The organism is Thermanaerosceptrum fracticalcis (assembly GCF_000746025.2).
In the GTDB taxonomy this organism is placed as follows: domain Bacteria; phylum Bacillota; class Peptococcia; order DRI-13; family DRI-13; genus Thermanaerosceptrum; species Thermanaerosceptrum fracticalcis.
Genome location: NZ_CP045798.1, coordinates 3,629,447 through 3,642,771, shown reverse-complemented (window position 1 = coordinate 3,642,771; position 13,325 = coordinate 3,629,447). Strand labels below are relative to the sequence as shown.

The window sequence follows — 13,325 nt, the reverse complement described above, 5'->3', positions numbered from 1 at the left end:
AGAAACTATGCTATTTTTCTAATAGGTCATCCCCAGAAGCTCGATGGTATGAACCACTTCAGTGGGTAAACCAGCCTCGCTAAAAGTATGAGACAACTGCATCATGCAAGTGTGGCCACCGGTGGCAAGGTATTGGACTTGGAGGTTTTCCACGGCCTTAATTTTTGCTGGTACAACTTTTTGAGTAACACAAGAACACTACCTTAATTAATTAACTCAACCAACAGTCTAAAGGTACAAATAGTGTAGTGTGACACAACAGTTTTATCTATTGCCTCACACTACCTGATCAATTTGTACTCTACTACCCTAATGCGCCTAGAGAAGTCCTCGCATTTTTACATTATCGAGATGTTTCCTCATAGCCTCACGTGCCGCTTCAGCTTCTCTATTTTTGATATGTTCATAAATCAGGCGGTGCTCCTCTAGAACTACTAATCTAGGCCCGTAACTGGCTCTGAAAATCTGGTGGCTGGACCTTAATCCTTCGTGAAACACATTAGCTATGGTTTCAAACACCTTTATAAAAAGTGGATTACGAGTAGATTGGACAAGAACATGATGGAATTGAAAATCTTCATTAGCAGCAGTACCGCCGGACTCTACTTCAAAACTCATTTTTTCTAATACATCTTCCATTTTGGCAATATCTTCCTTCCCGGAACGGATAGCAGAAAGATACGCTGCTTCTGTTTCCAGACCCATACGCAGTTCCAAAATATTTAAAAGGTTCTCCTTTCCGGTTAATAGTTTTAATGTTATTGGATTCGTCAAGTTCTCATTGATATCCCTAATATAGATACCCGAACCATGTCTAACCTCGAGTAAACCCACTGACTGAAGAGCACTTAAGGCCTCCCTTATGGCCATTCTGCTTACACCGAAAAGAGTTGCAAGTTCTTTTTCCGATTGCAGCCTATCTCCTTCCTTCATGCCGTTTGCTCTAATCATTTCTTCAATTTGCAGCATAACTTCTTCATAAAGTTTTGTTCGTTTAATACTTTTCAACTTGCATCGTTTCCTTTCTCATGTAACCAGGTGATAATATAAGAGTTTATTTTTAATTAATTCGCTCTAATTTAAAATTATCCTTTTTCCGATTCTTTTTTCAAGCATAACAGTAGTTAACAAACCTTTCCCTCTTACCGAATCATCTCCCTCTATAATCTCCTTATCTAATTTAGGGGACTCCGTCCCCTAACCTAAGAGAGTCGACGGGGACGGTTCTTGAAGGGGTCAATCGGAAGTTTTGCGTGCAAAAAAGGCTCAACAACCATATAGAGCTAATTGATGAGCCATCATTATACCGATATTCCTACTGACAAAATTTTCGATGGCCCCAGAACCGTCCCCTATGTCTCACGCTGACGTACCGCCTCCCCTGTCCATTACTTCCAGGTTGATGTGAATATGGGCATCGGCATAGACTTCATAGATTTTCTCTTTAATTTCCCGAGCCAGTTCGTTACCTTCTTTGATGGTGGTATCAGGGGAAAGACAGAGGTGAAAATCTATGAACCGCTGGTTCCCTGCTTTCCTCGTCTTAAAATACTTTATTTGCAGGCTTTTGTCTCTTCCATAATTTTCAAGAACCTCCTGGATAGGAGACTCTTCATCCTTATCCAACCGGGAGTCCAACAAGGGACTAAAGGCAACAATACAGAGGTGCCAGGCTTCCTTAATAATTAATAAAGCTACAAGGATGGCAATCAGGGGATCAAGAACCTGTATTCCCGTAAGCCTGATAGCCAATAACCCCACAGCAACACCTAAAGAAGTGTAAACATCGGTTTTGAGATGGAGAGCATCAGCTTCCAGGGCCACTGAATCTTCCTCTTTCGCGATTTTATATAACCGGTAAGCCACAAAAGAATTTAATACAGCGGAAAAGAGCATAACGCCCATACCCAAAACCGTGTCATCAATGGGAACAGGATGCAAAATCCTCTCCACAGCTTCTTTAATGATTAGCCCTGCCGCAATAAAGATCAGCACTCCTTCTACCACGCCGGAGATATTCTCAATTTTTCCATGGCCATAAGGGTGACTATCGTCGGCCGGTTTTCCGGAAATGCTGACAGAGATGTAGGCTATAAAGCTTGCCAGTAAATCCATCCCTGAGTGAATGGCCTCGGAAATAATACTTACGGAACCGCTCATAATGCCCGCGATTACTTTAAGGATAATTAAAGTAATATTCGAAGCTATCGACAGCGCCGCGACTTTTTGTTTTTTTGATAAACTCATTATGCATTGCCCCTTTACTTTTTAGCCAAAGATAAAAGCCTGCGGGACTCTTAGAAGTCCCACAGGCTTTTGCCTGCTGCGTAATGCCCAGCCCCACCACCGGACAGCCACATCCGGTGATCGCCTGCTCTTCATCAAAAAGCAAGAAAATTATCAGTTTTTACTTCCTTTGTATTATACACAAAACTATAAAGAAATGTCAAACCTAACGATGAGAACTTATAAAATTAACTGAAATTCCCAGCCCCATGAAAATCTACGAAACATGCTACCCAGTGTCCCGGTGATTTTTCTACCAAGGGCGGTGTTTCCAACCGGCACTGGTCCACAGCGTACTCACACCGGGGCTGGAAACGGCAGCCCGGCGCCGGATCCACAGGAGAAGGAACTTCACCCAGGAGAATTTTCCTCTCCCGTCTCTTGAAAGGGTCTTCCACAGGGACGGCATTCAACAAGGCTTCTGTATAGGGATGATACCTGTGGACAAAGAGTTCCTCTGTTTCTGCGTATTCTACCAGTTTTCCCAGGTACATAACAGCAATATGGGTGGCTAACCAGCGCACCACCCTGATGTCATGAGAGATGAAAAGATAGGTCAGGTCCTTTTCTTCCTGGAGGTCTTTCAGCAAATTAAGGACCTGAGCCCTCACAGAAACGTCCAAGGAGGAAATGGGTTCATCGGCCACCACGAATTCCGAATTTAAAGCAATAGAACGGGCCATCCCCACACATTGTTTTTGCCCGCTGGATAAAGTGTGGGGAAATTCCCTCATCAGCTCAGGTTTCAACCCTACGGTTTTCAAAAGGTCTGCTACTCTGTCGGTAAGTTCCGAACCGGAAGCGAGGCCATGGACTTTTAAGGGTTCTCCCACAATATCTCCTACGCACTTGCGCAGATCGAAGGAACTAAAGGCATCCTGGAAAATAAGCTGAGCTTCCCGGCGAAACTGTTTCTGTTCCAGCTTATTGAAATTAAAAATATTTTTTCCTTTATACTCCACTTCTCCTGAAGTTTTTTCTAACAGGCGCAGAACCAAACGGCCTATGGTGGTCTTGCCACAGCCGCTTTCCCCCACTAAACCCATAGTCTGTCCTTTTTTAATACTAAAGCTTACATCGTCCACAGCATGAACGAAGGACTTAGGCTTACCGAAAAAGCCCGCTTTCACAGGAAATAACTTTCTTAAATTTCTCACTACCACCAGGTTTTTATTCTGTATCATACTCTTCCCTCCTCTAATGTTTCCTGGAAAGGGGGTCAAATTCCTCTCTGACCCAATTACCGAAGAGGTTCAAGCATAACAGGGTAAGACCAATCATGATGCCGGGGAAGGTGACAAGCCACCAGGCCGAAGCAATATATTGCCGGCCTTCGCCAATCATTAATCCCCAGGAGGATTTGGGAGGCTGAACGCCAAAGCCCAAAAAGCTCATGTTGGCTTCGGCTGCAATCTGGTGACCTAAATCCAGTACAAATACGGTAATCAAAGGAGAAATGATGTTGGGTAAAATATGACCAAAAACCATACCCGGTACACTCACACCAATAGCCCTTGCCGACTCCACCATGGCCGATTCCCGTAAAGCAAGGACCTGGCTGCGGGCCATCCGGGCATGAATCATCCACCCGTTAACCGTCAGGGCAATAATCAGGTTACGTTCACTGGGCCCCAAGACCATCACAAAAGCCAAAGCAACTAAAAGCCCCGGAAATGAGGAAACAACGTCCACCACTCTCATCAGGACCATATCCACCCAGCCCCCAAAATAACCGGAGATGAGCCCCAGCACCGTCCCAAAGATGAAACAGATACCTACCACAGTAAAGGCTACGGTTAAAGAGACGCGCCCGCCGTACATGATCCTGGTCAAAACGTCCCGCCCCTGCTGGTCCGTACCGAAAATATGGGGAAAACCGCCGCCGGCGGGCCTTTCCAGGGTAGGAGGCCTTAATCGTTCAGTCAATACGCCCTTGGCGGGGTCGTAGGGAGCGATATAGGGGGCAAAAATACTGATGGCAAAAATGACTATTAAAATGATTAAAGCAACCAGGGCAATTTTATTATATTCAAAACGGGCAAAAAATCTTATTATACCCTTGGGTTTATAAATCTGCCGTCCGGGGGAAGGCATTGGCTTTAAGTCCTGTAGCCCGGTTTCACTCATTTCTCTTCCCCCTTAACTAATAGGTAATTCTTGGATCGAAGTAAGCATAAAGCAAATCAACAATCAGGTTGATTAAACAGATAATTACAGCCACCACAAAAATCTCGGCCTGCAGCAGTGGAAAATCCTGGCGGCTGATGGTATCCACCACCAGGCTCCCAAAACCAGGCCAGCCAAATACGACCTCCACGGCAGCCGCTTCACCCGCCAGGTACATGGCCAGATCCATGCCGCCAATGGTTAGGACAGCTGTCATAATATTCTTGAGCGCATGTTTTAAAAGCACGGCACTTTCTTTAACTCCTTTGGCCCTGGCTGTGACAGCATACTGAGCATTGAGCTGTTCCGCCATGGAAAAACGGACAATCTGGGCGATATGGCCGGCAGGCACCACAGCCAGGGTAACTGCCGGTAAAACAAGATGCCTGATGGTTCCATAGCCCGAAGTATAAAACCAGCCCAGTTTTACCGCAAAAAACAGCACCAGCATCAGGGCTACCCAGAAGGAGGGCAAGCAAATGCCTATTAAGGAAGCCGTCGTGAGTATCCTGTCTAAGAGGGAATCAGGCTTATAAGCAGCAATAATACCCATGGGAAAGGCGATAATAATGGCAATGACAAAACTGGCGCCTACCAATACCAGGGTTGTGGGTATTTTTGACAAGACAATGGACAGGCAGGATACCTGCTGCCACCAGGACACGCCGAAATCCAGGCGGATCATGTTTCCCAGAAACTCCGTCAGCTGTTCCCAAATAGGCTTATCCAGGCCCAGTTGATGGGCTAACTGGGCCCGCTGGGCATCGGTAGCCTGGAGAGGCAGCATGGCTTTAACGGGGTCACCGATCAGATGGGTAATGACAAAAACCAGTATGGAAACGCCAAATATTACCACAACGGTGAATAAGAGCCGCTGAATGACGTATTTGAGCATAGGTTAATAACCTCCAATCCCTGGAGGACATTGCTGTCCTCCAGGCTTTTGCACAAAAAGAGCATTAACTCTTGAAGGACATCTCATAAACAGTAATCATGGAGTCTTGCCTGGGAGTCCATTCCAGGTCTTTGGCCAAACCATAAATATCCTTGAGGGTCAAAAGAGGAATGGCAAAGGGATCGTCATAGAAGTAAAGGGCTAATTCATCATACATAGCCTGGCGCTTGGCAGGATCGGGCTCTTTTCTGGCAGCTTCAATCTTCTTATCCATCTCCGGATTCTTCATCACAGACTGGGAGCCTTTGGAATGTACGATGGTGTTATACATGAGTCCGATATCAAAGAAACCGTTTCCGTTGGAACTGAACTGGAGAGCAGGGGCCTTGGCCTGGGTGAAGAGGGTATCCAGCCATTCCTGCCAGCTTAAGAACTTAATCTTCACATTAAATCCGGCATCAGTAAGCATGGCGGCAACAGCTTCTGTGACCTCACCGTCTTTCAGCCAGCGGCCGCGCTCAGAAACCAGTTCAATAACCTCACCGTTGTAACCGGCTTTTTTGAGGAGTTCTTTGGCTTTTTCCTTGTCATAGGGATAGGTTTTTACCTTGCTGCTGTAACCAAAATATCCTTCTTTTCCCATCTGTCCTTGGGCCGGGCTGGCAGCACCTAAGAAGAGGGCTTCGGCCAGGGCCTTCCGGTCAATGGCATAGTTGGCGGCCAGGCGCATCTCTTTCTTCACCATAGGCCCGCGCAACTGGTTAAACCTGATCCAGTAGGTTTCCGCTCCTGTTTCCATTTTGACATTGGGGATATCCTTCATGTATTCAGGCAGCATGTTAACGGCAAAATCAATTTCCCCGGCCTTCAGGGCGGCCAACCGGGTGGAACCTTCCTGGATAAAACGGTATTTGACGTTCTTAATGGCGGGTTTTTTACCCCAGTAGCCGTCAAAAGCGGTGGCCTGAATATCCACACCGCGGTTCCAAGCTATTACCTTATAGGGACCAGTCCCTACCGGCTGGGTATTCACTTTGTCCTTGTTGGCTTCTACATATTTTTTGCTGACCATATCCAGCCTGGCCATCCGCTTGGGGAAGAGGGCATCAAAACCATCAGTAGCGACCTGGATTTTGTTTGGCGCTACCACTTTAGCATCTTTGATAGTGGAAAAATAACTTACCTGCTGTGATTTATAAGCCGGGTCAATGATTCTCTTAATAGAGAATACGGCGTCTTCCGCAGTAAAGGAGTCACCGTTATGAAATTTTACACCATCACGGATGGTTAGTTCCCAGGTGGTGTCATTGATCTTTTTAATGTCTGTAGCCAAACCGGGCTTGGGCTGGAGTGTCTTGCCGTCAAATTCCAGCAGTCTTTCAAAGACGTTATCTGTTACCGCCCTCATATTGCCGTCATCGGGAAATTGTGGATCCAGAGTAGTGGGTTCCCCCTGTAAGGCAATAATTACAGTATCTCTAACTTTGGCCGGGGCAGGGGCAGGGGCTGGTGCCGGTTTGGGCTCTTCTTTCCTGGCACCACATCCGGAGAGTACCAGTGTAAACATCAACATACAGACCAGCAATACCGTCAGGAAACGCTTCATCATCATCTCATCCTTTCTCAAAGTTAAATTGTCTTGTTTAGAAAATTATAAATTCCCTAAACAGGGGTGTTAGAGCAAGTACGTACGTGCTTTTGTTCATCTGTGAGGGGAAAATGACATTTCACCCATCTCCCTGCAGACCCCGGTATGTTTGTATAAACAGGTTCTTTTTGGGCGCAAATCTCCTGAACCTGAAAACACCGGGGGTAAAAGCGGCAGCCCTTGGGCGGGTTCAAGAGATTTGGCGGATCTCCGGGTATGACTCCCAGCCTCTTCCCTCCCTTCATATCCATAATTGACCCTATAATACCCCTGGTATAGGGATGGGCAGGATTACGGTAAAGCTCAAAGACATCTGCTGTTTCTACCATTTGTCCTGCATACATCACGGCGACCCTGTCGGCCATTTCCGCCACTACCCCCAGGTCGTGGGTAATCAAGATTACTGTGGTACCGATCTCTTTTTTTAACTGTTTCATCAGTTCCATAATTTGGGCCTGGATCGTCACATCCAGGGAACAGGTGGGTTCATCGGCGATTAATATTTGCGGGCGACAAGAGAGGGCTATGGCAATCATAACCCGCTGCTTCATACCGCCGGAGAGTTCATGGGGATAGTTATAGAAGCGCTTTTCCGGCGCCGGTATCCGTACCAGTTCTAACATCTCCAGGGCTTTTTTCCTGGCGACTTCTCCTTTCAGCCCCTGGTTTATCTCCACAGCCTCCATGATTTGCTGCCCAATGGTGTGAGAAGGATTGAGGGAAGACATGGGTTCCTGTAAAACCATGGCAATACCTGAACCCCGTACTTTCTGCAGCTCATGGTTTTTCATCTTTAAAATATCTTTGCCATTCAGCAGTACTTCTCCGGAAATGATTTTACCGGGCGGTGATTTAAGCAGGCGCAACATGGAAAGGGCCGTCACTGTTTTTCCACTGCCGCTTTCCCCCACAATAGCCAGGGTCTCTCCTTTCTCCACCCGGAAAGTGACCCCGTCTACCGCTTTTACTTCTCCTTCCCTGGTAAAAAAATGGGTGGATAAGTTTTGCACCTTAAGAATAATGTTCTTGTCTTCTGCTGCCTGTGCCAGTCCCATGAAGCAATCACTCCTTGCAAAGGTTACGGTATATTTATACGTCTCCCGACCTGTAGATATGAAAAAACCTGCAGGCCCAGTATGTACTGGTCATGCAGGTTTTCAATTGAATACTTATGTTATGCAAAAAAGGCATTTCCCAAAAGGTTAACCACTCATCAGGAAAAACAGCTTTTAGCTATTTTTGGCTATTATCCTTAGCAAACTCCCAGAAGGCCTGGGCAGTACATCCATGGTAGTGGTTTAACACCCTGGCACAGTAGATCAAGCGTTGAATCCCTTGCGCCACATAGGGAATCTCTTTCACCTTACCCAGCAGTAGGGCTTCTTCTGCGGCCCAATGGGAAACAAAACTAAACCCCCACCCGGCGGCCACAGCGTTGATAATGGCTCTGGTACTGCCGATTTCCATGGCCCCGGCAGTTTTCTCAACACTTCTTCCCTGCTGTTTAAAGAACTCCTCCACTACCTGCCTGGTCCCTGAACCTTTTTCCCTGAGGATCAGCTGATCCCAGGAAAGGTCTGTGACCCTGTCGGGATAGTGGGGCGGCGCTATGAGGATAATCCTGTCTTCACTAAAAGGGTAGGCCTCAAAGATGGGTTCAACGGGAGGAGCGCCCAAAAAACCTATCTGGACTTCACCGGACTTCAGGGCATTGATAATCTCCCGGGTATCTGCCACTTTGATTTCCACATCGATACCCGGGTATATTTTACGAAATTTACCCACCAGGGCAGGCAGCAGGTATTCGCCCGGGAGCGTACTGGCCCCTAAAGACAGTTTTCCTCTTTTAAGGCCTTGCAGTTCTGCAATGGCCCCTTTGGCCTGGGTTAAGGTATCCAGTATCCTTTTGGCCTCTGGATAAAAAAGTGCCCCTGCATCGGTGAGAGTTACCTCTTTCTCGCTCCTGTCCAGGAGAACTGCACCCAAATAATTCTCCAGGGCTTTAACCTGTTTACTGAGGGCAGGCTGGGTTTGATAGAGGACCTCCGCAGCCCGGGAAAAACTTTTTTCCCGTACTACCGTCACAAAGGCCTGCAGGTGCTTCATGCCGATCATAACTTCACCAACTTTCGCCCCATTATAAGCTACACAATTTTCCAGGACAAATTTTTTCTGAACATGCGACACAGGGGGACGGTTCTTGTTGTCGCATAATCTAGAAAGAAACGAAAAAGCGCCCATCTCTATTATACAAAAATATACAAAAACAAAGATTCATTATTGAAAAAATCCCACTCGGTGCCGGCAACCCCCAATTTGAAATTGCTCAAAATCATCACTTTTTTTGCTAACCCCTGGTAAATTCCTTAGCCTGGCTAACATAACGGGTGGACTAGCCTTTAATTTTTCCCGAACGGTTGTAAATCTTAGGGTATAGAAAAAGATTTGCGACAAGGGGGAACCGTCCCCTTCTGTCGCAAATACCCATTTCAAGTACTATTTTCAGGTTAATTTGGTATCAATGATTTTACTTAAGCATTTCCAAAAATGCTTCCACCCGCAGCTTGATCTGTTCAGTATCGGACTCGCTGTAATCCGTTTCAATCTGCAAAAGGGGTATGTTATGGTTTTTGCGCAGGTGCTCCTTCACGCTGTAGGATTCAATATTATAAGTATGACAGGCCTGCAAAGTAATATCCACCACCCCGTCAACCCGGAAATCTTCCACCAGCTTGCTTAAGAGGGACAGCCGGCCTTTATTGGGTGAAACACAGGCACAGGGGATCTTATTGTATTTCTCAGCCAGGGCCAGGAAGGGATCTTTTGCTTCGTCCACCAGGTCTACAAAGCCCTTGATGCCGCTGCAAGACTCCTGGAGGACTACTGCACCCCCGCATTCCTGGATAATGCCCATGACCTTCTCCTGACCTACCCCCGTGGGACATCCTGTCACCAGGATACGGGGACTGTCAGGAGAACAGCTAAACTGTCCATTGGCCACCATCTCTTTAAGCTCAGTGATCAATGTTTTCACCTGGTCAAGAAACTCCTGGCGGTTGAACTGGAAGGACCTGCCCCACAGCACTTTCAATAAATCCGTTCCTGTAATGGGCGTGGGATGATGTTTATTAAGACTCACCAGTTCCATGATGAGCTTGCGCTCCTCATTGTAAACCTTAATCACTTCCCTTAATTTTTCCCGGGAAATCTCTGTACCCAGGTTCTTCTCGAAATACTCTTTGGCCCGGTAAATTTGCTTTAACCAGTGTTCATTCAGATCCTCTAATGTTGCAGAATTGGGTATATCCAGGACAATCATGGGCTTATGTTCGCTTAATAGTTCATACATTTTTTTCTTGCCGTCACAGGTGGTTTCGGCCAGGACAAAATCAGAAAAATGGAAAAAGGGACATTTGCCGCTGATGGCAAAGCCAAAGCTTGATTTCACCAGGGGACACAGGTTTCTGGGCAGAATTTTTTCCGCCTCGGCGATAGGTTCCTGTTTGGTGGCACATAAACCCACAGGGATGGCCCCTGCCGCTTCAATGAGTTCAATGGGTGAAAAAACACAGTAGTAACCTACCACAGGTTTGCCCTGCTCTTTGGCTTCCTTAGCCAGGACCATTCCTTTGGGAATAAGCTGGTCAAAATACTCCATAGTTTTTGCGCGCATTATTTACCTCCTCCACATAATTCATAACCAATAATGGCCGCTCCTAGAGCTCCTACCAGTTGGGGTTTTTCGGGGGCTTCCATCTCCCAGCCTGTTTGTTCTTTTAAAAAACGTTGTAAAATCTGGTTTTGGGCCACACCTCCGCAGAAGGTAACATGAGGCCCCAGGTTTAGTTTAGTCGCCATGGTACCCACCCGCCTGGCTATAGAGAGAAGAACTCCGGCTACGATTCGTTCCTGGGAAACACCTTGGGCCAGAAGACCAATAATTTCCGACTCGGCAAAAACGGCACACATGCTGCCAATTTCCACAGGCTCCGTCGTTCCACACCTTTCCCCCAGTTCAGATACCTCATAACCTAAAACCTGGGCCATTACCTGCAGGAATCTTCCTGTCCCGGCGGCACATTTATCATTAAGAATAAAATCTTTTACCTTTCCCTCAGAATCAATGGCAATAGCCTTGCTGTCCTGCCCCCCAATATCAATAATCCCCTGAGTCTGGGGAAACAAATAGTGGGCACCCCTGGCATGACAGACAATTTCACTGAAAGTTTTATGGGTAAAATCCAGGTTAACCCGACCATAACCGGTACCCACAATTATACCCACATTATCAAGACCAATATCTGCCTTCCTTAATAACTGGTCTAAAACTTCTTTACCTGCCTGGCGAGGCATCCAGCCTGTGGGAATAACAACGTAATCCCACTTTTCACCATTAAAAATTACTCCTTTGGCCGATACTGAACCTACATCTATGCCAATGGACCAAGTCATTTTCTCACCTATCCTATAGTAATCACTTTTCCCGCCCAGGCCAGGATATCACGGGTACCGTACATATTGCCTATCTCGCCTACTTTGACCTGGTCTTTAATCTGGAAATAGTCCAGGCAGGTGCCGCAGGCCAGGATTTTTACACCCTTGGCAGCTAAACTTTGCAAGAGAGTGAGGACAGGCGTTTCCTCCACTACCAGTTTCACCCCTTCATGGAGAAAGAGAATATGGCTGGGTAAATCCTCACCCTCATTGAGACAGTGGAGATAGGAAGTCATGAGTTTTTTCCCCAGTTTTTCCTCACCTTTGCCAATGCCTGGACTGGTGATCAAAAGGACATAATCTTTATTCATACTTACTTTCCCCGCTTTCTAAAGATTGACGACTTTCACCGGAGAGAACCCTTTTTCCTCCAAATATTGAAGAACTGCTACCACCTCGTTTTCTTCTATTTGAATTCCCAGACCACAGCCTTCGTTAATATGAGGCGGCACAGGAACCACCAAAAAATGCCAGGTTGTTTTCATCAACTGTTCCTCTGCACCAAGGGTATGGTGAACCGAAGAGAATATCAGGATAACATCTTTCACCCTATTCCCCCCTTAATAATTCCTCAAGGGCAGCCAGTAGGGTCTTTATATCTTCCTCGGTATGGTAGATCCCCAGACTGATCCGCAGGGCTCCCTGCGTATCAGTTCCTGCTGTTTTGTGGGCCAGGGGCGCACAATGTAATCCTGCCCGGGTAATAATGCCATACTTTCTATCCAGCAAGGAAGCAATCTTATCAGCAGAATGGCACAAAAAGACACAGGAAACCAGACCTACCCGTTTTTCAGGCTCCCGGGGTCCTAATATCCTGATACCGGGGATACTCTCCAGTCCAGACAGCAGTAAATTCATTAGTTCCAGCTCATGCCGGCGAAGGGAAGCTATTCCCCGCTCAAGAATGTACTCCACACCTGCATTGAGCCCGGCTAAACCCGGTACGTTTCTTGTGCCGCTTTCCAACCCTTCAGGCCACAATTCAGGCTGGGACAAAGAAGCGGAATGGGTTCCCGTTCCCCCGTAAATTAAAGGCCGCAAGACAATTCCTTCCCGCACAAACAAGCCTCCGGTACCCGGCGGTCCCAAAAGTCCTTTATGACCCGTAAACGCCAGCAGGTCAATGTTCATCTCCTCTACATCAATGGGAATAACCCCTGCGCTCTGGGCCGCATCCACCATGAACAACAGTTCATGCTTTCTGGCGAACCGGCCTAATTCACGAACCGGGAGAATGGTGCCCAGGACATTGGAAGCATGGGTAAAACACATCAGTTTCGTTTTAGGCTTTATGTATTGCTCGCATACTTGCAAATCCAGTTCACCCTCGGGTGAACAGGGTACTACGGAATAACTAACCCCCCGGCTTTTCAAGTATTCCAGGGGACGAATCACCGCATTATGTTCCAGGGAGCTAACCAGGACATGGTCACCGGGGTTTAAGATCCCCTGGAGAGCCAGATTTAAAGACTCGGTGACATTTTGGGTAAAGATAATCCTGTCTCGCTCTTTGATCTTAAACAGCCGGGCCAGGCTATCCCGGGTACGAAAAAGTGTCCGGCTTGCAGCCAGGGAAGCCTGGTGGACTCCTCTTCCCGCATTGCCGCCCTGCCTTAATGCCTGGTCATGGGCCCGGTATACCTCCTCCGGTTTGGGCCAGGTGGTAGCCGCATTATCAAAATAGAGCAATTTTGCTCCCCCCTTGCCTTTTAACAATACTATTGTCAGACAGTTCCGGGTATACGTCAAATAACAATATATTATAATTGGAATAGGCATTATGAATTTTTTTCATAGAAATTCCATTAAAAAAGAGCCCTCCCTAAAAAGATGGCT

General features: G+C 46.9%; 13 protein-coding genes and 1 riboswitch. All 13 genes read right to left on the bottom strand.

Features of this window, described 5'->3' with window-relative positions; genetic code table 11:
• Positions 1–318: 318 nt before the first annotated feature.
• The 13 genes from BR63_RS18415 to BR63_RS18350 all read right to left on the bottom strand — a co-directional run bounded on the left by BR63_RS18415 (position 319) and on the right by BR63_RS18350 (position 13,178).
• The gene (locus BR63_RS18415) at positions 319–1,008 is read right to left on the bottom strand and encodes a FadR/GntR family transcriptional regulator (protein ID WP_034420459.1); all 690 of its coding nucleotides are present in this window, start codon (positions 1,006–1,008) and stop codon (positions 319–321) included.
• 351 nt (positions 1,009–1,359) lie between these two features.
• Complete coding sequence (locus tag BR63_RS18410; protein ID WP_338055996.1) at positions 1,360–2,247, bottom strand: cation diffusion facilitator family transporter; 888 nt, start codon at positions 2,245–2,247, stop codon at positions 1,360–1,362.
• A 52-nt stretch (positions 2,248–2,299) separates the two neighbouring features.
• Positions 2,300–2,389, bottom strand: a riboswitch (NiCo riboswitch).
• Between the two features lie 85 nt (positions 2,390–2,474).
• The gene (locus BR63_RS18400; RefSeq protein ID WP_034420461.1) at positions 2,475–3,470 is read right to left on the bottom strand and encodes an ABC transporter ATP-binding protein; all 996 of its coding nucleotides are present in this window, start codon (positions 3,468–3,470) and stop codon (positions 2,475–2,477) included.
• A 13-nt stretch (positions 3,471–3,483) separates the two neighbouring features.
• A complete protein-coding gene (locus tag BR63_RS18395; protein WP_051965449.1) occupies positions 3,484–4,413 on the bottom strand; it encodes an ABC transporter permease in 930 nt (309 codons plus the stop codon).
• A 16-nt stretch (positions 4,414–4,429) separates the two neighbouring features.
• A complete protein-coding gene (locus tag BR63_RS18390; protein ID WP_034420462.1) occupies positions 4,430–5,347 on the bottom strand; it encodes an ABC transporter permease in 918 nt (305 codons plus the stop codon).
• Between the two features lie 64 nt (positions 5,348–5,411).
• Positions 5,412–6,959: an ABC transporter substrate-binding protein gene (locus tag BR63_RS18385; protein WP_081908031.1), complete on the bottom strand. Its 1,548-nt coding sequence runs from the start codon at positions 6,957–6,959 to the stop codon at positions 5,412–5,414.
• Positions 6,960–7,009: 50 nt separating this feature from the next.
• A complete protein-coding gene (locus BR63_RS18380; RefSeq protein ID WP_034420463.1) occupies positions 7,010–8,050 on the bottom strand; it encodes an ABC transporter ATP-binding protein in 1,041 nt (346 codons plus the stop codon).
• Between the two features lie 178 nt (positions 8,051–8,228).
• Positions 8,229–9,110: a selenium metabolism-associated LysR family transcriptional regulator gene (locus BR63_RS18375; protein ID WP_207724735.1), complete on the bottom strand. Its 882-nt coding sequence runs from the start codon at positions 9,108–9,110 to the stop codon at positions 8,229–8,231.
• A 412-nt stretch (positions 9,111–9,522) separates the two neighbouring features.
• A complete protein-coding gene (locus BR63_RS18370; protein ID WP_034420465.1) occupies positions 9,523–10,668 on the bottom strand; it encodes a double-cubane-cluster-containing anaerobic reductase in 1,146 nt (381 codons plus the stop codon).
• A complete protein-coding gene (locus BR63_RS18365) occupies positions 10,668–11,447 on the bottom strand; it encodes an acyl-CoA dehydratase activase (RefSeq protein WP_034420466.1) in 780 nt (259 codons plus the stop codon). The genes BR63_RS18370 and BR63_RS18365 overlap by 1 nt, the downstream gene beginning before the upstream one ends.
• Before the next feature lie 8 nt (positions 11,448–11,455).
• Positions 11,456–11,800: a sulfurtransferase-like selenium metabolism protein YedF gene (gene yedF / locus BR63_RS18360; RefSeq protein WP_034420467.1), complete on the bottom strand. Its 345-nt coding sequence runs from the start codon at positions 11,798–11,800 to the stop codon at positions 11,456–11,458.
• A gap of 18 nt (positions 11,801–11,818) precedes the next feature.
• Positions 11,819–12,037: a putative Se/S carrier protein gene (locus tag BR63_RS18355; protein ID WP_034420469.1), complete on the bottom strand. Its 219-nt coding sequence runs from the start codon at positions 12,035–12,037 to the stop codon at positions 11,819–11,821.
• 1 nt (position 12,038) lies between these two features.
• Positions 12,039–13,178, bottom strand: a complete 1,140-nt coding sequence (locus tag BR63_RS18350; protein ID WP_034420471.1) for an aminotransferase class V-fold PLP-dependent enzyme — start codon at positions 13,176–13,178, stop codon at positions 12,039–12,041.
• Positions 13,179–13,325 lie beyond the last annotated feature (147 nt).

Coding starts and splice junctions, on each gene's coding strand:
- BR63_RS18410 (WP_338055996.1), bottom strand. CDS start 2,247: ATGAGTTTATCAAAAAAACAAAAAGTCGCGGCGCTGTCGATAGCTTCG.
- BR63_RS18400 (WP_034420461.1), bottom strand. CDS start 3,470: ATGATACAGAATAAAAACCTGGTGGTAGTGAGAAATTTAAGAAAGTTA.
- BR63_RS18395 (WP_051965449.1), bottom strand. CDS start 4,413: ATGAGTGAAACCGGGCTACAGGACTTAAAGCCAATGCCTTCCCCCGGA.
- BR63_RS18390 (WP_034420462.1), bottom strand. CDS start 5,347: ATGCTCAAATACGTCATTCAGCGGCTCTTATTCACCGTTGTGGTAATA.
- BR63_RS18385 (WP_081908031.1), bottom strand. CDS start 6,959: ATGATGATGAAGCGTTTCCTGACGGTATTGCTGGTCTGTATGTTGATG.
- BR63_RS18380 (WP_034420463.1), bottom strand. CDS start 8,050: ATGGGACTGGCACAGGCAGCAGAAGACAAGAACATTATTCTTAAGGTG.
- BR63_RS18375 (WP_207724735.1), bottom strand. CDS start 9,110: ATGATCGGCATGAAGCACCTGCAGGCCTTTGTGACGGTAGTACGGGAA.
- BR63_RS18370 (WP_034420465.1), bottom strand. CDS start 10,668: ATGCGCGCAAAAACTATGGAGTATTTTGACCAGCTTATTCCCAAAGGA.
- BR63_RS18365 (WP_034420466.1), bottom strand. CDS start 11,447: ATGACTTGGTCCATTGGCATAGATGTAGGTTCAGTATCGGCCAAAGGA.
- yedF (WP_034420467.1), bottom strand. CDS start 11,800: ATGAATAAAGATTATGTCCTTTTGATCACCAGTCCAGGCATTGGCAAA.